This is a genomic window from Dysgonomonas sp. ZJ709 (genome assembly GCF_011039195.1).
Lineage (GTDB): Bacteria > Bacteroidota > Bacteroidia > Bacteroidales > Dysgonomonadaceae > Dysgonomonas.
The window spans coordinates 17,073-38,029 of sequence record NZ_JAAKEM010000003.1 but is presented as its reverse complement, the minus strand read 5'-3'; the positions used below and the strand labels follow the sequence as shown (position 1 = coordinate 38,029).

Sequence of the window (20,957 nt, the reverse complement as noted above, 5' to 3'; positions counted from 1 at the left end):
ATCATAAACAATTTAAAACTTAAACAAACATGCCAAATGAAATTATTGTAGTTGCTGCTATTATTATAGTCGTTTTTGTACTTATCTCGGCTATGGTATCAAGGTACAAACGTTGTCCGTCAGACAAAATATTGGTCGTTTATGGAAAGACAGGTGGAGCCTCTGCAAAGTGTATACACGGTGGAGGAGCATTTATTGTGCCTGTTGTCCAAGATTTTGCCTATTTAGATTTGAAGCCTATTTCTATAGAAGCAAATCTGACGAGTGCGCTGAGTAAACAGAATATACGTGTCGATGTACCTTGTCGATTTACTATTGCCATTTCGACAGAAAAGGAAAATATGAATAATGCTGCCGAAAGACTACTAGGATTGGCTACGGCTCAAATTCAAGAATTGGCGAAAGATATATTATTTGGACAATTACGTCTTGTTATTGCAACGATGATGATTGAAGAGATCAATTCGGATCGTGATAAATTTCTAGACAATATATCTAAAAATGTTGATACAGAATTGCGTAAAATTGGTTTGAAGCTGATAAACGTAAACGTTACCGATATTAATGACGAATCGGGTTATATTGATGCTTTAGGAAAAGAAGCTGCTGCAAAAGCTATTAATGAAGCGAAGATTAGTGTAGCTGAGCAAGAAAAAATAGGAGAAACTGGTAAGGCAATGGCCGATCGTGAACGTGATGTTCAGATTGCTGAAACTCATAGAGATCGCGATGTTAAGATTGCCATTACACAAAAAGATAGAGAAGTGAGTATTGCTGCTGCTGCAAGAGATGAGTCTATTGGTAAAGCAGAAGCAACCAGAGATACTCGTGTTAAGACAGCCGAAGCAAATGCTATTGCGGTCAAAGGTGAAAATGAATCTAAGATCGAAATTGCAGGTTCAGATGCTTTAAGACGTGAAAAAGAAGCAGAAGCAGCACGTGTTGCGGTTTCTGCAGAAAAAGTACAACAAGCGAAAGCTCTTGAAGAGGCTTATGTTGCTGAGCAAAAGGCAGAGCTTGCCCGTTCGGAAAGAGAGCGTTCGACTCAGATTGCGAATGTGGTAGTTCCTGCAGAGATAGAGAAACAAAAAGCTATTATCGAGGCACAAGCTCAAGCAGAGCAAATTCGTGAGAAAGCACGCGGAGAAGCAGATGCTATTTATGCTAAGATGGATGCAGAAGCTCGTGGTCTATTCGAAATATTGACTAAACAAGCCCAAGGTTATAAAGATGTAGTAGGTGCCGCAGGTGGTGATCCTGTTGCTGCTTATCAATTATTGTTAATAGAGAAACTTCCTGAGTTGGTTAAAACACAGGTGGAAGCTATTAAGAACATTAAGATTGATAAGATTACTGTATGGGATTCGGGAAATGGTGCTGATAATGGAAATACTAGTACAGCCAACTTTATGTCGGGTCTTATGAAGTCTGTTCCTCCATTGAATGATTTGTTCAACATGGCTGGATTGAATCTCCCTTCGTATCTGAAAGGTAACTCAGAAAAGAATGGCATAACTATTCCTTTAGCTCCTGCAGAAGAGGTGAAAGAAGATAAAAAGAAGGATAAATAATAGTTTATTTTAATATAGAAGCAGGGGTATCATATTGGTATCCCTGCTTTTTTATATGTGGTTTTCATCCTGTTGTTACATTGTTTAGGTACGGTGCAGTTGATAAAAAAATAAGGGTTACCCAATCGGGTAACCCTTATTTTAAATATATAATTGTCTAATTACTCATTAATCAACGAGAATAGCTCTTCAGCTGCTAATCTAGGACCATCTTTAGCTTTGCCATCAATAGCAAGTGAAGTATGTATCTCTCCTATTTTAACACCTGCATCTTTCATGTCCTTGAAGTAAGAGCGTACAAGAACTTCTGTTTCAGCTTGCTCTTGAACCGGACCAAACGGATTTGCAAAATATGATTTTACAAGACCTTTTTCTGTTGTTGTTCCTTTAGCTTTACGTGCCCCATCTTCAAAAATCGGAATAGATTTTTCTAGACTATCGTATATAAGGATTTTCTTCTCAGCTTCGTTGTAATTGTTAGCATATAAGAAGTAGTCGATAGGATAGCCTCTTGAGATGATTTCGTAAGTAGAAATCGGAATAGTTACACGTGCATTTATTTGATCCATATTGGTATATACACCTCTATCCAATTGCTCAAAAGCATATGCAGGGTCAAGGTCGTCAACACGTACAAATGCACCGATTTCAGTTCCATATCCTTTTATTGAACCATCTTCTTCTTTCTTAAGATATCCCATATCATCGAAAATGATTCGCATATGGCGGATATAATTTTCGTTTAATGTACGGAATGCTTCAAGGCTTTCTGATTTTCCGGCACCGCTATCACCCATAATAATGATGTTAGATTCTTTACCATTCTTAAGAACGATATTAACCATAGCACCATGAATAGGAAGACGGTTTTGCTCTATTTGTTTCACATTGTGAAGTGTTAAAAGCATTTTCTTCATATAACCGAAATAGTCGATATCGTCGCAATAATTAGCATATCCGATAAGGATGTCATTCTTTTTATCTTTATAGTAGAATGTGCGTTTTTCTTCTTCCCCATCAGGATAGCCAAATACGTAGATAATATCCGGTTTTTTGCCGATATATTCACTTTCTTTCGCTAGTTCGAAAAGATTAGCTAAGCCAATTCCGTGAACCATAAAGTCCTTGTGGAAATAAACGAAAGTAAGCATGCTTCCTACTTTTGCAGGAAATACAAACCAATCATCTTCGTTAAGTACAATATTCTCTAATGGATTTTGTTGATGTTCTTGGAAGATACCATCTCGTGTATTTTTCTTAGTATAAGAGATGAATGGTGGTTGGAATACTACGGTACTAATAAAAGGTATTGATGTCAAACCTTTATATTCTATCGGGCAATTCCAGTTTACTTCGTTAAGAGTAAGTCCTGCATTTGCACCGGCTGTCATCTGGCGATAAACTCTGGTTTCATGACCATTTATCGTTTCTTGTATTCTACGGAATGTGGCAAGTAGCAGATCGTTAAACATATCGTTAGCTTGGATAAAACGAACACTTTGTAAGCCATCCCCTAAGCGATTGTTTCGAACAACAGTATAGCGTTCAAGTCTTTTCCAATATGTAAATAATAATTCTGTCAATTCGATAAATAAGTCTTTATCTTCAAAGAATTTAGAATATTTATTATCTACTGCTACAACTTCATCTATGCTGAAAACTGTTAATAGTTTGAATACTTCTATAATAGAGTCAATTAAATCATCTTCCGATTTGAAGTCTTTAATATAATAATCATAGATTACTTGCTCCTCTTTCTTTAATACTTGTTTTACGAAAGATTCTATAACGCGTCTAAATCCATAACTATTTAAGAGTTTCTGTTTTGTGTCACAATATTTCAATGTAAAATTGATCATTGCTCTTCCACGTGAAAGTGTAAATTCATGTAACATAATGTAATATATCTGGTTAAATTAATATTAAGAAGAAATCTTATTCCCCAAATCTTAGCAAAGATAGCGAAATATTTTATTTTTGGAGTTATTTTGATTCGTTTTAAATAAGCCCGTTCGTTAATTTTTGTTTTAAAATATGGCATATAATGCTTATTTCAAAACTAATTCGAATGACTACTTGTTTACTCTTTATATCACAAATCTAAAACTAAATAATTATGGCTTCAAAAATTTCTACACTACTAGGAGATCAAAGTGAATTGTTATTAAACCATGTTTGTAAGACTATCGATAAGTCGTTAATTCATGCTCCTCAATCGAATGTAATCGATGATATTTGGATTAATTCGGATCGAAATATACCGACACTTAACAGTTTGCAGCGTTTATTTGGACATGGGCGTTTGGCCGGTACCGGATACTTATCAATTTTACCTATCGATCAAGGAATAGAACATTCAGCAGGTGCTTCGTTTGCTCCTAATCCTATATATTTTGATCCTGAAAACATTGTAAAACTTGCTATTGAGGCTGATTGCAATGCAGTTGCGTCGACTTATGGAGTATTAGGTTCAGTAGCTCGTAAATATGCTCATAAAATTCCTTTTGTGGTTAAGATCAATCACAATGAACTTCTATCCTACCCTAACTCGTATGATCAGATAATGTTTGGTACAATTAAGGATGCATGGAATATGGGAGCTGCTGCTGTTGGTGCAACGATTTATTTTGGTTCGCCCGAAAGCAGACGCCAAATTGTAGATGTAGCTAAAGCTTTCGAATATGCTCATGAACTAGGCATGGCAACTATTCTTTGGTGTTACTTAAGAAATAGTGGATTTAAGAAAGACGGTGTGGATTATGATTCTGCTGCGGATCTTACCGGACAAGCAAACCATTTGGGAGTAACTATAAAAGCAGATATAGTGAAACAAAAATTGCCTACAAATAATGGTGGATTTACTGCAATTAACTTTGGTAAGTCTGATCCTCGTATGTATACGGAATTATCGACCAATCATCCAATCGATCTTTGTCGTTATCAGGTAGCGAATGGTTACATGGGACGTGCAGGGTTGATAAACTCTGGTGGAGAATCTCATGGTTCTTCGGATCTTAAGGATGCTGTATTTACTGCTGTTGTAAATAAACGTGCTGGAGGTATGGGGTTGATCTGTGGACGTAAAGCATTTCAAAAGCCAATGAAAGAAGGTATAGAACTTATTCATACTATTCAAGATGTTTATTTGGATGATAGCATAACTTTGGCATAAATAAGATTGACGAGATTTATTTAATTAATACAAAAATATAGCAGTAAGATAGTCTTACTGCTATATTTTTATCTATCCTTTCTATGTCCTTTTAATCAGACTAAATTCTTCCATATACAAAAAAGAGCTACCCATTGGATAGCTCTTTTTATATATTACACTTGTATTATTTTGCTGTGAAAATAACTACACGATTCCAAGCATCGATTTGGAATGGTTGTACTCTGTCACCACTTGCTTCAACAGTTATACGAGATGCAGCGATACCATATTTGTCAGTAAGGATATCGGCAACAGCTTTAGCACGTTGCTCAGATAGACGTTGGTTGATAGCGGCTGTGCCTGTACTCTTATCAGCATAACCTGTAACAGTGATGTTCACTGAAGGATTTTCTTGTAGATATTTGGCAGCATTGTAGATATTGATATCTTGATTTTGCTCTAGTTTAGCACTTCCTAGGCGGAATACTACAACAGCATTCATCAATACTTCTGTATCGCCTACTACTTGTTTAACAATTGGAGCTACCGGCTCAGGTTTAGCAGCTAACGCAGCTTTAACTTCAGCTATTTGCTTGTCTTTTTCGTTTAATTGAGCTCTTTGTTGATTAATTTGGTCATTTAATGATCTAATTTGTGCAGGATCTAGAACATCAACTGTTTCAAAACCTTTTTTGTTAAATCTGTAAGTCAAACCAGCTAATACATTTAGAGTACCATCATAGTTCTTTCCTTCAACATTACCATTGAATCTATCTGGCATTAAATTACCTATAGCTTCTAAGTTGATACTTAGATCGTCATTTAAACGAAAATCACCTTGTAAACCAATACGTGGGATAATGCTATTCGTTCTAGCAGCATAATAAGTAGTAGTATTTTCAAAACCATGAACATACGCTACCCCTAAGATACCTATTAGATTGAATGGTTTATCACCTTCATATGTTGTGAACAGATTTGTTAGATTCAATAATCCGTCAACACTAGTTTGGATATAATTAATCTTGTAAGATTTATCAAGAGGCGCAAAATAATTTTTAGACTCCCATCCACCTACTTGTAAACGAGCACCTATTTCAGGAGAAAAGTATTTACCTGCAGATAATGCTACATGTGGGCTTAGAACATCGCCTAATGAAGCGTCACGGTTATATTCACTAAAAGTGTATGAACCTCCGACTTGTCCTTGAATAAACCAATTATCTCCAAAGCCATACTTTTTTAGACCTTTTTCTTGTGCAAAGCCTGATATTGCCAACGATAGTGCAGCAACTGTTAAAATAATTTTTTTCATCTTGTATTTACTATGTTAATATTAAACTACCTAATAGAACACCTTATTGTTTATTTTTGTTCTATACTTGAGGTAATAATACGCCAAATGTAACAAGTTTTCTAGTTACTTTTTTTCTTTTTTCACTATATTTTTTGATTTGTATAATTTATTTTAATACATTTGTATATATGTATATACAAATAATAATACTTAATAACAATACTAATAATCACTTATATCTCTAAAAAATGAAAATACATTTTCGTCAGTTGATAAACGGTTCTGCTCTATTTCTCATTTCGATGTCGTTTATAGCTTGCAACAATACAAATACAGCTATGAGTCCGGAGCTATCAGCTAAAATTAGTGCTGATGAAAGACTAAGTACTGTGTCACAGAAAGCGGAAGATCTCATCAAATCAGGTTTCAATGCGGGGGACGGATATTCTGAAGTTTGGATTCGCGACTTAAATACTTTTGTAGAACCGGCTTGCAAAGTATCAGATACGGAGAAATTGAAAGATGCATTGCTTACGTTTTTTAAATTTCAAGGAACGGATGGCAATATAGTAGATGGATATACAGCTATCAAAAATGCAAATGGCGGTACATTTTTCTTTAGCGAATTAGCCCCCGAATTTGCAGCTCATAAGAATACTGTAGAAACGGATCAGGAGACTTCTCTTATTCAGGCTATATATAAATATGTAACGACTACCGGAGACAAAGACTTCTTGAAAGAAGAGATTGCAGGAAGGTCGGTACAGGAACGTATGTCGGATGCACTGAACTTCTTGTTGAAGGAAAGATACAATGAAGAGTATGGTCTGCTATGGGGAGCTACAACAGCCGATTGGGGCGATGTGCAGCCTGAACATGACTGGGGTGTGTACATCGATAGTTCGTCACACTTTACAATTGATATATATGACAATGCAATGTTCCTTATCGCTATTGATAATTATATAAATCTCGTTACAGACCAGAATATAAAAGATATGTGGGCAAAAACACATAAAAAAATAGCTGATAATACACGTAAGCACCTATGGGACGAAGCCAATCAAAAATTTATCCCACATATTTATCTAAATGGTTCACCATTTCCTGCCGACTTTAACGAAAATGCAATCTACTATCATGGTGGAACAGCTGTGGCTATAGAAGCAGGCTTATTAAGCAAGGAAGAAATAAAGACTGCATACAAAAAAATGCAGGAAAATGTAAAAGCAGCAGGAGCGCAGACCATCGGGCTGACAATGTATCCTGTATATCCGAATGGTTTTTTCAAAAATCCGGGCATGCATGAATATGGCTACCAAAATGGTGGAGATTGGACATGGTTTGGCGGACGTATGGTTCAACAGTTAGTAGCTAATGGATTTTATGACGAAGCCTACGAAGCATTATCTCCTATGTTGGATAGAGTTATCAAACATAATGGTTTCTACGAGTGGTGGACGCCTGCGGGTGAGCCTAAAGGCTCAGGAATGTTCAGAGGTTCAGCAGGTGTATTGTGGAAAGCAATAAAGATGCTTGAAGAGAAGAAATAAATTTACTTACAGACAGAAATGCAGCAATTAGGAAATTTCCTAATTGCTGCATTTTATTTTATATTAATATGCGAGTTATGAATAATTAGTTTTTCATACAACGGATATAAGCCATTCCACTGCTAATACCAAAATCTCCTTGAAAAACATGGTTTTCGGTATCATATAACCGACGAAAATATCCGTTTGTTGCGGATTTAGTACTACTAGCCCATAAGGATATGTTAGAACCCAAACCATACCGTACACCAACATTTATATGTCCTGTGAGCAATATATTAAGTCCTGCACCGTGACATATAGGATAGCTCAATCCTCCTGTCGCTGTAGTAAGTACTTTAGTTGTAGATTTCATATTAATGGCAACATCAGTTACCGCTGTAGATTTACCAGAGCCATATAATGTGGGATTGGCCGCAACCTCATCAATCAAAGTTTGCCAGTCTTTATTGGAAGGTAATTTCCATCCATCGGGACAAATACCTTGCACTGCTGCATGGCCTAGAGCTCCTTCATCGACTGTTCCCGTTTTTCCATTTGTGGCTGCAGCCCACGAATATAGTAATCCGTATTCAGGATGCAACTGAAATGTAGAGCCCGTATTATTGTCAGGATATTGATAATATTTATCCGATGCATTTGCAACAAATCCCTGAGTCAAAGATATACCTGTTGCATACTGTTTTACTCTCAAGTTTTCAAGCATCCAAGTGCCGGCATTATTGAAAGTTCGTGCCGGATATGAGTTCCCATCTTTATCTGTTACTATTTCAAAACCTTTATTTTCACCTGATATAGATGTCCACTCAATACCGTTCCAGACAAATACACCTGTGCATAGCACATTCTTTTCTGTTACGTTATACAAGATTAAACCAATATGATTATCTTTTAATGACAGTTTATTATTTGTATATTCAACTGTTTCCAAGCCAGTCTTTGCATCAATAAACATTGGATATAGTTCGTACTTATTAGTAAGAGCGACACGGGGTGCGCCTAAGCCTTTGGTGGCATTAGAACTACCATCAGTTACTCCATCTACATTTTTTAATTGCAACAGAGAGCCTCGACTTGGAGTCTCATTTGAACCTACTGTCACCTGAGCACTCAAGTCTAATATTAAGATGTTCAAAATAAGAAATGTAGATACATACATTATTTTAAATGTGTTCATAATCTGTTTGCGTAATGATTTTAGGACGTAATTTAATTTGTGAATAGGTTTTATATATTGTCTATGCGCAAATAATTAATTGAGCAAAAACTATTAAAATATTAGATAAAGGTAAAATAAAAAAGTAAGCAATTATATTTTTATCGAGCAAATTTTCAATTCATTAAAAACTTAAAATGTTTAATAATAATATGTTATCAGGTATGAGTCTATCTCAAGCTTATACTATTAATTCAAATTCTCTATAATTCAGGGAACCGGATCGTATCCATGCCCTCCCCAAGGATGGCAACGGCTAATTCGCTTTGCTGCGAGCCAGAAGCCTTTGATTGGACCATATTTCTTTATCGCTTGCACTGCATAGTCAGAACAGGTGGGCGTATATCTACATGCTGCTGGCAGCATTGGAGAAATAAAATAGCGGTAGAAATATATGGGTCCTAAAAGAATATAAGAAAGTAGCTTTTTCATTTATTCTCAAATCTATCTGATAGCTGGTTGATTGTCTTTAACATCGATTTTTCTATTTCCCCGTAGGTCGGCAACTCGTCTTTTAGGTATAGGAAAGCAATCTCCAACCTTTTTCCATTTACTTTCAGCAGATCATGAATAGGCTGCTTGTTTAATCGATATGCCTCTCGGATTAGGCGCTTTACTCTATTTCGTTTAACTGCTCTCTTAAACTTCTTTTTCGACACACTGGCTAATACAGTTGGCACCTGTTTTTCTTCATTCAATTCATCCTCTACGAAATAGACTACCCGCAACGGATAGGCTATGAAAGACTCTCCTTGTGCAAAAAGTCGGTCTATAGACTTTTGGCTACATAATTTCTCATTCTTTGGAAACGTATTTGAAGGAGTTGAATTTTCTATCATCTATATAAGCTTATACGGACAAAGGTAACAAGTTATAGTATTTCCAACAACTGTAACATACCAATATTTGTTGCACGCATAATATTTGATTCCCGATACTTACCTAATTGATATTTTCGGGAAAGACATTTATTCTTATACATGGTACATATCCAGACTGTTCCAACCGGTTTCTCGTCTGTACCACCGTCTGGTCCGGCAATTCCTGATACTGCAATAGCACAATCTACATTAAGCGCTTTTTGTACACCCTTTGCCATTTCTATCACAATTGTTTCACTTACTGCTCCAAACTGATCGAGAGACTGTTGAGAGACATTCAGCATATTTACTTTAACTTCGTTGGCGTAAGAAACAATACTGCCTTTAAAATAGCGAGAAGAACCTGCGACAGACGTAATGAGATGGGCAATATTTCCCCCTGTGCAACTCTCAGCAGTAGCTAGAGTCAATCCTTTCTCAAAAAGATGCTCTCCCAGTATTTTTTCGATCGAAATATCCTTCTCGGCTAAAATAGCTTCCCCTAGTAAGTCCTCCAATTTCTTTACTTGCGCATCCAATTCAGGTCTGCGATGCTCGCCTTTCACAAATAAGCGGAGTTTCATCAGACCAAGAGAGGGAAGGTAAGCTAAACCAAATCCTTCGGGTAAGTCATTTTCAAAATCTGTCAAATGAATAGCGAGTGCAGATTCGGTATATCCGCCAACTATAAGCACCTTGTTCACATACGATACTGTTTCATATTTTGCTTTGAGACGAGGTATTATCTCACACTCCATTACATATTTCATTTCGTAAGGTACGCCCGGTAAAGATACCAGAACTTTATCTTTATAATCGAACCATGTAATAGGTGCAGTCCCTACCTTATTTTGAATCACAGTACAATCCATTGGTACATAAGCTTGATTGCGCGTTAATTCGTTCAGAGAGGTGATATTGGTTATTACATTATTAATATTTTCGAGCACAGTATCATCAAAAACAAGCGATGTTCCGAAATAGTCACAAAGTGTTTTCTTTGTTATATCGTCTTTTGTAGGTCCTAAACCTCCGGTCATTAAAATAACATCAACACGTTGAAAGACATCGTCTATGGTATTTTTGATTTGTTGGGCATCATCACCAATAGCAACCTTCTCTTCAATTTCAAATCCGGCTAAAGTCATCTTCTGTGCCATCCAAGAAGAGTTGGTATCTACAATTTGTCCGATAAGTATCTCATCACCAATAGTTACAATTGCTGTTTTCATTATTTATAGTTGTATTGATCGTTATAAAAATTAGAAGCCGGTAACCAAAAGTCGCTTGGCTCCGTTTAATCCGCATTTTTGATATTTATTGTAGGCTGTAGCAGCGCTAATTCTTACAGCGGCATCATCGCCACCATTTATGTAAGTGTCTATTGCATCATGAAGGGTATATGCTTCGGGACACATCAAATGTGTTGTCCAAAGCAGCGGATTTACCTTTGCTGACCTGAGATAGGGAGCAAAATACTGTTTACTGGCACATGCCAAAATTATAGCATCGCGCTTTTGATCATCTTTACTTTGATATGTATTTTGCAGGGAGAAATCCATCAATCCGTTATGTCCGATATAAGATACCAACTTGGCATTGCCATTCAGCCCGATAACAGTATTACCAACCATCAATGTATCTTTCTTGGCACCCGAGCATGAATTAAGAAAATCAATGGTACATTCTTTTATATTTTTACCATCATAAGCATCAGCTACAAGGTAGAAGTTCTTCGTTTTATGTTTAAAAACGATTCGTTCCAACCGTATATCATCTACTTTATATCGTTTTACTTCTTTCCAATCGGCACTTTTTTTAAAATAAGTGCGAATACCATATCCGCATCCCCAATACAGATTTGTATGCGGATCTTGACCGTTTCCTATTCCTTTGGGCACTTTTACTATACCTTGATATTGGTTGTCGCAAAGAGCTACCATTACATGTATTGCCTGTGTAGATTGAGAGTAAAGAGAATAATAGGCAAGTAAGCAGAAACTGATAACGATTATTCTTTTAAGCATATTTTAATATCATTAATATTATTCATTAGGAAGATTCAATAAATGGCTATATATAAGGGAGATAAAAGCTTTTTGCTCGCTGCCATTCTTCTTTATTATCTTATTCCAAGCACTAGGCTTATATTTTATATCATTGCCATTGCTATCTTTATATACTTTATTATCAAATACATCTTTGGAGAGAGATGCTGAATTGTTCTTATTATTTTTGAACTTGAGGCTATCGAAAATATCGACAGAGTACTCTTCCTGATACCTTTCTATCTTCCAAAAACGGTCTAGTAACCAATAAAGTATGTTGATTTCATCACCATGAAAATCGGCATATATTTCTGGCCAGAATTCTTTGGAATAACTTACCTTATTCCCTCTGCTATCCTGATATATTTTATTGTCAAACACATCTTTCGAAAGAGAAGCGTTTAGACCATCATTCCCCTGATATTGTAATGCTCCGAAAATATCTATCTTGTAACTTTCTTTATTATTAGTTTTACGTTGATGGCTATCTATAAGCCAATAAAACAGTTCATATTCATCATCTTGATAATAGCCTAAGAATTTTGGCCATAGTTCTTTTGAATATATTATTTCATTGCCATTACTATCTTTGTAAGTATGGTTATCGAATATGTCTTTTGATAGCGATGCTGTAAAGCCTTTTTTATTTTCATATTGTAGATTGTCATGTATATCTAATGAAATTTTTCCGGCGGGTCGGCGATTATTATGACCTCTGGTTTGAGCGGAAATACCCAGAGTAAACAAAGCTAAAATAAAGAAGATTATATATCGTTTCATAGTTTTCAATTTGTGCCTAAATGTACATATTCTATGAATGATGTTGATCTAAAAAGAAGAAAATATTACTCTTATTTTTGAAGCATCTTCATACGTTGCAGCAAAGTTGGATGTGAATAATAGAAAAATACATACAACGGATCGGGATTTAGATTGCTTAACGATTTGACTGATAATTTCTTTAATCCGCTTACCAAATATTCTGAATAGCCGAAACTTGCAGCATAAGCATCTGCTTGATATTCATTTTTGCGGCTAAGAACACTCGATAATATACCTAAAAATAAGGAGATTGGGGTAAATAGTAATGAGAATGCTATTAATCCTAAGTGAAACAATGGAACATTGCCACCCAAAGCCATTGCAATGTATGGATTTCCTAAGAATAAAGAAAGGATAAACAATACTGCCCCTGCATAAAGTATAGAGATAAGCATACTTTGCAATGTATGTTTTTTCTTATAATGACCTATCTCGTGAGCAAGTACGGCTACTATTTCGTCCGTAGTAAGATCATTGATCAATGTATCGAAAAGTACAATACGTTTCTTTGAGCCAAAACCGGTAAAATAGGCATTTGCTTTTGACGAACGTTTCGAAGCGTCCATCACATAAATATTATTGATACCGAAACCTGCTTTTCGTCCGAAAGCTTCGATCTCGTTTCTTAACTCTCCCTCTTCGAGTGGAGTTTGTTTGTTGAAAAGAGGTACAATTATATTTGAGTAGAAAAGCGTCATGAACAGTGAAAAGATGGTAATCACACCCCATGCATATAACCAAGCAAGAGAACCTAAACTGCTGTATAGCCATGTGATCAAAGCAAGTATAACTCCACCTAAAATGATTGTAAGTAGAAGACTTTTAAGCTGATCCAGCCAAAATATTTTCTTCGTGGATTTATTGAAACCGAATCGTTCTTCAATCACAAATGTTCCGTAATAGCTAAAAGGTAAAGATATAATCTCATTGGCTACGTAAATAACTCCGAAAAATGAAAGAGTAAGACATATTTCATTATCAATATATTGCCTCAATAAATTATCTAACCAACCAAAACCGCCTAACAGCAAAATACCCAATAATACAACGAAAGAAAATAGGCCGGTGTATAAACCGAATCGGCTGTTAACTTTCTGATAAGCCTGCTGTTTTGTATACTCTTCTTTATCGTATATTCCTTCGAGTTGTGGAGGAATCTCAGGACTCATCCTTTTGCGATTGCGGTAAGACAGGTACTGTGTCCAGAAAAAGTCGAGAACGAAAATAAAAATAATTAGGAGGAAATAGAATGTTTCGTTTTTCATAATTTAATCCATCAGAAATTTTAGTTGCTCGCTGGTCATCGTGGGCATAAATTCAATTATCTCGTAGTTTGCTATGTTATTCTGATTGAAAGGGTCTTCTGACAAAATTTGCTCAAAAGCCCTCCTATCACTACATTTTGCCAAGATTACGCCACCCGTTCTGGGTAGTTTTCTACCCGATGCCATAAAATGACCTGATGCGTAATATTTATTTAAATATTCGACATGCCTGTCAATATATTTTTCGACCTCCTCAATAGGAACTTTATACGATAACAGAGCAATAAACATACAATTTCAGTTTGGTTATCTATTTACATTACAACGCGCGAGAAAGGAGCAGCACTCATTTCGCAAAACTCACCATCCAGATATTTAAAATAGCCTGTCATGGCTATCATAGCTGCATTGTCGGTAGTGTAACCAAATGGAGGAATGTGTATCTTCCACCCGAAACGCTTGGCATGATCTTCGAAGGCTGCACGCAATCCCGAATTAGCTGATACTCCTCCGGCTACTGCAACTTCTTTGATATTTAAATCTTTGGCTGCTTTTCGCACTTGGTCCATCAGTACATCGATAATTGTTTTTTGAAGTGATGCGCATAAATCTTCTTTGTTCTTTTCTATGAAGTCAGCGTCATTTTTTAGTTCGTCGCGCAATAAGTAAAGGAAAGAGGTTTTTAGTCCGCTAAAGCTATAGTCGTAACCTTTTACATGCGGTTTATTAAACTTAAACCTGTTTGCGTCTCCAAGCTTAGCCAAACGGTCTACAACTGGTCCTCCGGGATAGCCTAACCCCATCACTTTGGCGCACTTGTCGAATGCTTCACCTGCGGCATCGTCTATGGTCTGCCCTATTATTTCCATTTCTTTATACGATTTTACAACGATAATCTGGGAATTACCACCCGATACCAATAAGCAAAGAAAAGGATACTGCGGTTGATTGTCATCGTCTTTATCTTCTTTGATAAAATGAGCCAATACATGCGCATGTAAGTGATTAACATCCACCATCGGGATATTTAAAGCCGAAGACAGACCTTTAGCAAAAGATGTGCCTACAAGCAACGAACCCATCAATCCGGGGCCTCTGGTGAAAGCGATAGCAGTCAGGTCTTCACGTTTAACACCTGCTTTTGCCAATGCTTGATCTACCACAGGTATTATATTCTGCTGATGTGCACGCGAAGCCAGTTCGGGTACAACGCCGCCGTAGCTTTCGTGTACCTTCTGGCTAGATATTATGTTTGATAAAAGAACGCCATCTTGTATGACCGCCGCAGCTGTATCATCGCAAGACGACTCTATTCCTAATATAGTTATCATATATTTAAAAATTCACTTTAATATGAATTATATTGATTCGAAAATTTTTCTTAGATGCATCAATTCAGTTTTCACCTGATTCATTCCGATCAAACCACCTGACATACCAGATGTCGCTTTCGCCACTCCTACTTTTATTTCTTCCGGATTGCTAGCATCTAGTGATACCTGAAATTTGAAATATTTAGACATAGCACCCAATATTAATCTCATTATGCGATTACCCTTTTCATATAAGCCATTGCCTAAATGTTTATATCCGATAGATAGCATTTTCTCATTAATTATGTTTTCTAATTCTGATTGTGATGTGCCTGAGTATACATATACAAATCTCTCGCTGGAGTTAAGATCAACTCCTCTAAAATATCCCATTGTTTTTTACGTTATTAATTAATAAATAAATGTAAGTTTGTAGTTCATTAGGCAAAAGTAGAAAATAAAACTATCAGCACAAAGTAAGAATACTTAAAAGGTTAGATATGAAAAAAATTAGTTACCTACTCATTATACTATTCTCTTTTATCGGTTGCTCAAGCACGGTGAAAAAGGATAATGAACAACAAGATAAAGTGTCGATAATGCGTTTCGATAGGGATTTGAATGACTATATACAAAACCCTGCGACAGAAAAAGAATCTGCTCTAAAAAGTAAATATCCGGCCTTGCTTCCTGCGCTAGGACAAATAACAATCAATCAGCTAGCAGCAAACGATCCGGCTTTCTTTCCTGATCTTCGCGAATATTTTTCGCATGCAGCACTTCAAAAAATATATAAAGATGCATTAAAGACTTTTGATAACACTACTTCTTACGAAGAAGAATTAACTAAGGCTAATGCATTGATAGCGGAAAATTTATCCGGTGCTTCGTTACCTCAGTTAGCAATGCATGTTTCCGGATTTAAAGAGAATGTAATCATACTGAATAATATGATCTCAATATCTACAGATAAATATTTGGGCAGTAATTATCCTGCTTATCAAGAATTTTTCGCTCCTTATCAGCGTCAGCAAATGACACCCAAAATGGTTGTCAGAGATTATCTGAAAGCCTGGATAATGAGTGATATTATTAAATCGGACAATGATGATCAGGAAACACTTTTATCAGCTATGGTCGAAGAAGGAAAAATCCTTTATATATTATCTGTTCTCCTACCCGATTATAATGCGAACGATTTAATTGGTTACACCGCTGACCAAACTAAATGGTGTGTAGAAAATGAGAAGTCTGTTTGGCAGACAATGATCAAGCAGAGTAATATATACACAAGCGATCATATGATTATAACAAGATATGTCAACGATGCTCCTTATACTTCTACTCTTTCTCTCCAATCTCCTGGGCGTGTAGGTGCGTGGGTTGGCTGGCAAATCGTGTTCCAATATGCAAAAAAAACTAATGCGTCAATACAAGATATTATAACTCTTGATCCTCAAGAAATATTGAAAGAATCGAAGTATAACCCTTGATCAGATATTATCGAAATAGTTAAAATGCAGCCTTAAATTAAGGCTGCATTTTTTGTATTTAAAAAGTTATTAACAGCCTGTTTATAACTTAACTATTTATTCAGCGTAAAAACTATTATCTTTGAGTATAAAATCAAAAATATACATGGTCGACAATAATTATAAGAATCAGCGGAAAGGAAAACCGAAAGAAATGCAACAGATGTCTGATATAGGCAGAGTACAACCTCAAGCCAGAGAGCTGGAAGAAGCTGTATTAGGAGCATTGATGTTAGAGAAAGACGCTTATTCGCTTGTGAGTGATATACTTAAACCCGATAGTTTTTACGATCCTATTCATCAGATAGTCTACAGAGCTATTGTAGACTTAGCTGTTCGTCAGGCTCCTATCGATATGTTGACAGTTGTAGAGCAACTTAAAAAAGACGGAGAATTAGAGACAGTAGGTGGTCCTGTATATGTTGCCCAACTTACAGAAAAAGTAGGTTCGGCAGCACATATCGAATTTCATGCCCGTATCATTGCACAAAAATATCTGGCTCGGGAATTGATAGCTTTTTCTTCTTCAGTTACAAACAAGGCTTTTGACGAAACATCAGACGTAGACGATTTGATGCAGGAAGCTGAAGGTAAGCTTTTCGAAATATCGCAAGGTAATGTAAAGAAAGATGTTACACAGATTAATCCTGTTATAAAAGAAGCCCTGAACTTGCTCGAGATTGCCGCCAATCGCGATGATGGATTAAGTGGTTTACAAACCGGATTCGATGCACTGGATAAAATAACATCAGGGTGGCAGAATTCTGACCTTGTTATTATCGCAGCACGTCCTGCGATGGGGAAAACAGCTTTCGTACTTTCGATGGCTAAGAATATGGCTGTTACTTACAATTACCCTGTTGCTTTGTTCTCACTCGAGATGGCGAATGTACAGCTTGTAAATCGTCTGATTGTTAACACTTGCGAGATTCCCGGAGAGAAAATAAAGAACGGTAGACTAGAGCCTTATGAATGGGAACAACTCGATTTTAAGATAAAAGAGCTGTACGATGCCCCGCTATATATTGACGATACACCCAGTTTATCGGTATTCGAATTACGTACAAAGGCACGTCGCTTGGTTCGTGAACATGGAGTAAGAATGATTATTATCGACTATCTCCAATTGATGAACGCCAGTGGTATGCAGTATGGTAGCCGTGAGCAAGAGGTAAGTATGATTTCCCGTTCGTTAAAAGGATTAGCGAAAGAACTTAATATTCCTATCATTGCTTTGTCGCAGTTGAATCGTGGAGTAGAAGGACGTGCAGGAGCGGAAGGTAAACGACCACAATTATCAGACCTTCGTGAATCGGGTGCAATCGAGCAGGATGCCGATATGGTTTGCTTTATTCACCGTCCCGAATATTATAAAATACTCGAAGATGAGAAGGGTAATTCGTTGATAGGTCTTGCGGAAATTATTATTGCCAAGCATCGTAATGGTGCTACAGCAGACGTATTGCTCCGATTCAAAAGTGAGTTTGCCCGTTTCCAAAATATAGACGACGATTATAATATTGGAGGAGGTCAATTTACATCTAAAATCAATATGAATGGAAATGCAGCACCTAGCCCTACTGATTTTCAACCAATGGCGGGTGGAAGTGATTTTGTTCCATTCTGATGTTTTAAATTACACATAAAGAAGTCGTCTTGACTTTTTGTTTTTCGTATTATTTTGTCATCCTGAGGAACGAAGGATCTGGGTTAGGAGATGCTTCACTATCGTTCAGCATGACAAAGAGAGTAAAAAACAAACAAAAAGAAAATCTTTTGAAAAGTCAAGACGACTTCAAAATTAATATCCTAAGAGGCTTTATTTTAAAGAAAAATCTCTTAGGATATCAAAAAATGAAAGTTCAAATTTATTTGTCTTTAAACCAATCTTCAAATCCTTTACGGGCATCGGACAGTTTGTCCTCCCAATGTTTTACCGAATTTTCCCCTATAATATCTGTAACATATTTAATAGCTAAAAAAGGTATATCAAATTCACGGCAGACAATGGCTTGCGCAAACGCCTCCATATCTACAACATCTCCGTCCATCGATGTAATCTCCGTAACAAAGCTGTCGCCTGTGTTACATGTTCCCACTCTACCGTTTGTTGAAGTCCAGTCCTCTAATATTTTCTTCTCTTTGTGTATAGGAGTGAAATCAACTTCGAACTCAATTCCCGGAAGTTTTACCATTTCATAATCCCGATCGATAAAACGGCGGCAAACAAATATGTTTCCAATTCTATGATTATGTGTCCCGGCTGTCCCCATATTTAGAACTAAGTCGGGACGGTTTTCGCATAGAGCTTTTGTAAGCATCATTGCAGATCGTATTTTGCCAATACCTGTATGAAGATATTCTATCTTGCATCCATTGATTGTAATAGGGACAAATTCTTCTTTAACAGCGTAAGTAACTAATATCTTATTCATCAGATTATATTTTTTGTACAAAAATAATATAATTATATATCAGATCAGGTCTTAATTTTCAGAGAATGAAAATTCATCGTTTTCCCATCAAATATAAGGATGCGGTTCAAGATCAAATCTCCAATCCCCGTTAGATACTTTATAGCTTCTGTAGCCTGTATGCTGCCTATAACCCCGGCAATAGAACCAAGTATGCCTATCTGTGCCGAAGTCGGAACAGTTCCTTCTTCAGGCGGATTATCAAAAACAGACCTGTAATCGGCATACCCCGGAATATAAGTCATTATTTCGCCCCGCAGAGCTAAAACAGCCCCATGAGAATATGGCTTTTGTTCTTTTACGCAGACATCGTTAATCAAAAATTTAGTGGTATAATTATCACAGCAATCAACAACAAAGTCGTACTCTTTTATGATCTCCGCTGCATTATCTGTTGTAAATTTGAAACCATAAGTATTGACCTTAACTTCGGGATTGAGAGCCGTCAGTTTTTCCTTAGCCGATTCGATTTTATTTTTTCCTAAATCAGTAGTCTGATGAAGTATTTGTCGTTGGAGGTTTGAAATATCCACTACATCATAATCAATGATACCTAGTGTGCCCACACCTGCGGCAGCCAGATAAAATAAAACAGGTGATCCCAATCCTCCGGCTCCAACTACTAAGACTTTTGATTGTTTAAGTTTTTGTTGACCGTCCTCTCCAAAGCCTTCTATCAATATATTTCTTGTATATCTATCCATATTTTTCTTTTAAATAAAAAGGTCTGAGATCTTATTGAAGACTTAAATCCCAATCTTTCCATACAACGTCATATCCTTGATTCTTAACTGCCGATAATACTGCGTCAGGACAACGGTCGTCATTTACAGCAAATTGTTCTAATTCGTCTTTATAGACCGCATATCCACCCGGATCGGTTTTTGAACCTGCGCTTAGCGACGTAATACCAAGCGTAGTCATATTATCCCTGAATAATTTATCTTCACGGGTAGATAAGGCTATCTCTATATCATGATCAAAAATGCGGTAAGCAAAGATGATCTGAGCCAGTTCTTTGTCAGACATAACTACATTCGGCTGAAACTCTTCCCCTTCATGTGGGCGCATACGTGGAAATGAAACCGAATATTTGGTCTGCCAATAAGTCTTTTGCAAGTATCTTAGATGTAGAGCCATCATTGTAGCATCAGTTCGCCAGTCTTCCAAGCCTATCAGTACACCTAATCCAATTTTATGTACTCCTGCCTTCCCCATCCGATCAAAACCATCAAGACGCCAATCGAATTTTGATTTCATTCCTTTAGGATGGTAGACCTTATACCTGGCTTTGTAGTATGTTTCCTGATAACAATATACTGCATTAAGTCCGGCATCAGTAAGTGTCTTATATTCTGTTTCTTTAAGCGGTTGTACTTCTATTGATATCGACGAGAAGTAGGGTTTTACCAAGCGGATTGCATTCTCCAGATAATCGACCCCTGCGTCTCGTGGGTTTTCTCCTGTAACTAACAAGATATGTTGGAAATCGCCAATCTTTTTAATAGCTTCTACTTCACGCATAATCTGTTCGTCGGTAAGAATTATACGTTTGATATCATTATTATGATTGAATCCGCAATATACGCAGTGATTAACACACGAATTGGTAAGATATAGCGGTACATAAAACTGTATAGTTTTACCAAAGCGCTGCTGTGTATATTTTCGGCTCAATACAGCCATCTGTTCCAAATAGGATTGAGCAGCGGGAGAGATTAATGCCATAAAATCATCCGTGTTAAGTCGGCTTTTGTTCAAAGCAATCTCTACATCTTTTGCTGTACGGGTATAGATTCGGGATTTAATATCATCCCAATCATACTCATTTATTAATTCTGTAAATTCCATC

At 36.6% G+C, this 20,957-nt stretch carries 20 protein-coding genes; 5 read left to right on the top strand and 15 right to left on the bottom strand.

The annotated features are described in order from the left end of the window. Window positions 1-29: 29 nt before the first annotated feature. Entirely contained in the window at window positions 30-1,571 is a 1,542-nt protein-coding gene (locus tag G7Y56_RS03520; protein ID WP_165041146.1) for a flotillin family protein, read from the top strand. A gap of 161 nt (window positions 1,572-1,732) precedes the next feature. Here the strand turns inward: G7Y56_RS03520 and G7Y56_RS03515 are convergent, their stop codons facing one another. After that, window positions 1,733-3,466 (bottom strand): phosphoenolpyruvate carboxykinase, encoded by a 1,734-nt coding sequence (locus G7Y56_RS03515; RefSeq protein ID WP_165041144.1) that lies wholly within the window; start codon window positions 3,464-3,466, stop codon window positions 1,733-1,735. A 221-nt stretch (window positions 3,467-3,687) separates the two neighbouring features. Between G7Y56_RS03515 and G7Y56_RS03510 the strand changes: the two genes are divergently transcribed. Next, window positions 3,688-4,743 carry a class I fructose-bisphosphate aldolase gene (locus tag G7Y56_RS03510; protein WP_185153980.1) on the top strand — a complete coding sequence of 352 codons (1,056 nt, stop codon included), beginning with the start codon at window positions 3,688-3,690 and terminating at the stop codon, window positions 4,741-4,743. A gap of 166 nt (window positions 4,744-4,909) precedes the next feature. Here G7Y56_RS03510 and G7Y56_RS03505 read toward each other — a convergent pair whose 3' ends face one another. After that, window positions 4,910-6,040 carry an OmpA family protein gene (locus G7Y56_RS03505; protein WP_165041142.1) on the bottom strand — a complete coding sequence of 377 codons (1,131 nt, stop codon included), beginning with the start codon at window positions 6,038-6,040 and terminating at the stop codon, window positions 4,910-4,912. Window positions 6,041-6,270: 230 nt separating this feature from the next. Between G7Y56_RS03505 and G7Y56_RS03500 the strand changes: the two genes are divergently transcribed. Continuing rightward, a complete protein-coding gene (locus G7Y56_RS03500) occupies window positions 6,271-7,575 on the top strand; it encodes an amylo-alpha-1,6-glucosidase (protein WP_185153979.1) in 1,305 nt (434 codons plus the stop codon). Between the two features lie 85 nt (window positions 7,576-7,660). Here G7Y56_RS03500 and G7Y56_RS03495 read toward each other — a convergent pair whose 3' ends face one another. The 10 genes from G7Y56_RS03495 to G7Y56_RS03450 form a co-directional block, all read right to left on the bottom strand. Further along, on the bottom strand, window positions 7,661-8,752 hold the full coding sequence (locus tag G7Y56_RS03495; protein WP_165041140.1) for an FISUMP domain-containing protein: 1,092 nt from the start codon (window positions 8,750-8,752) through the stop codon (window positions 7,661-7,663). A 249-nt stretch (window positions 8,753-9,001) separates the two neighbouring features. After that, entirely contained in the window at window positions 9,002-9,223 is a 222-nt protein-coding gene (gene yidD, locus G7Y56_RS03490) for a membrane protein insertion efficiency factor YidD (RefSeq protein WP_165025213.1), read from the bottom strand. Next, window positions 9,220-9,630 (bottom strand): ribonuclease P protein component, encoded by a 411-nt coding sequence (gene rnpA, locus G7Y56_RS03485; RefSeq protein ID WP_165025210.1) that lies wholly within the window; start codon window positions 9,628-9,630, stop codon window positions 9,220-9,222. Before rnpA ends, yidD begins: the two co-directional genes overlap by 4 nt. Before the next feature lie 32 nt (window positions 9,631-9,662). After that, the gene (locus G7Y56_RS03480) at window positions 9,663-10,883 is read right to left on the bottom strand and encodes a CinA family nicotinamide mononucleotide deamidase-related protein (protein WP_165041138.1); all 1,221 of its coding nucleotides are present in this window, start codon (window positions 10,881-10,883) and stop codon (window positions 9,663-9,665) included. A 30-nt stretch (window positions 10,884-10,913) separates the two neighbouring features. Next, window positions 10,914-11,678 (bottom strand): hypothetical protein, encoded by a 765-nt coding sequence (locus G7Y56_RS03475; RefSeq protein WP_165041136.1) that lies wholly within the window; start codon window positions 11,676-11,678, stop codon window positions 10,914-10,916. 18 nt (window positions 11,679-11,696) lie between these two features. Continuing rightward, window positions 11,697-12,479 carry a hypothetical protein gene (locus G7Y56_RS03470; RefSeq protein ID WP_165041134.1) on the bottom strand — a complete coding sequence of 261 codons (783 nt, stop codon included), beginning with the start codon at window positions 12,477-12,479 and terminating at the stop codon, window positions 11,697-11,699. Between the two features lie 71 nt (window positions 12,480-12,550). After that, window positions 12,551-13,786 (bottom strand): M48 family metallopeptidase, encoded by a 1,236-nt coding sequence (locus G7Y56_RS03465; protein WP_165041132.1) that lies wholly within the window; start codon window positions 13,784-13,786, stop codon window positions 12,551-12,553. A gap of 3 nt (window positions 13,787-13,789) precedes the next feature. Then, window positions 13,790-14,077, bottom strand: a complete 288-nt coding sequence (locus G7Y56_RS03460; RefSeq protein ID WP_165041130.1) for a YciI family protein — start codon at window positions 14,075-14,077, stop codon at window positions 13,790-13,792. 23 nt (window positions 14,078-14,100) lie between these two features. Beyond that, complete coding sequence (tsaD, locus tag G7Y56_RS03455) at window positions 14,101-15,117, bottom strand: tRNA (adenosine(37)-N6)-threonylcarbamoyltransferase complex transferase subunit TsaD (RefSeq protein ID WP_165041128.1); 1,017 nt, start codon at window positions 15,115-15,117, stop codon at window positions 14,101-14,103. Between the two features lie 27 nt (window positions 15,118-15,144). Continuing rightward, complete coding sequence (locus G7Y56_RS03450; RefSeq protein ID WP_165041126.1) at window positions 15,145-15,492, bottom strand: hypothetical protein; 348 nt, start codon at window positions 15,490-15,492, stop codon at window positions 15,145-15,147. Window positions 15,493-15,599: 107 nt separating this feature from the next. Between G7Y56_RS03450 and G7Y56_RS03445 the strand changes: the two genes are divergently transcribed. Next, on the top strand, window positions 15,600-16,592 hold the full coding sequence (locus G7Y56_RS03445; RefSeq protein WP_165041124.1) for a hypothetical protein: 993 nt from the start codon (window positions 15,600-15,602) through the stop codon (window positions 16,590-16,592). A gap of 145 nt (window positions 16,593-16,737) precedes the next feature. Beyond that, on the top strand, window positions 16,738-18,258 hold the full coding sequence (gene dnaB, locus G7Y56_RS03440) for a replicative DNA helicase (protein WP_165041415.1): 1,521 nt from the start codon (window positions 16,738-16,740) through the stop codon (window positions 18,256-18,258). Window positions 18,259-18,499: 241 nt separating this feature from the next. On the opposite strand, the gene G7Y56_RS03435 is transcribed toward dnaB, so the two are convergent. Genes G7Y56_RS03435 through thiH form a run of 3 tightly spaced genes read right to left on the bottom strand, consistent with a single transcriptional unit; the run spans window position 18,500 to window position 20,956 of the window. Next, window positions 18,500-19,066: a nucleosidase gene (locus G7Y56_RS03435; protein ID WP_165041122.1), complete on the bottom strand. Its 567-nt coding sequence runs from the start codon at window positions 19,064-19,066 to the stop codon at window positions 18,500-18,502. A gap of 44 nt (window positions 19,067-19,110) precedes the next feature. Then, entirely contained in the window at window positions 19,111-19,809 is a 699-nt protein-coding gene (locus G7Y56_RS03430) for a HesA/MoeB/ThiF family protein (RefSeq protein WP_165041120.1), read from the bottom strand. 31 nt (window positions 19,810-19,840) lie between these two features. Then, complete coding sequence (gene thiH, locus G7Y56_RS03425; RefSeq protein ID WP_165041118.1) at window positions 19,841-20,956, bottom strand: 2-iminoacetate synthase ThiH; 1,116 nt, start codon at window positions 20,954-20,956, stop codon at window positions 19,841-19,843. Window position 20,957: the final 1 nt, after the last annotated feature.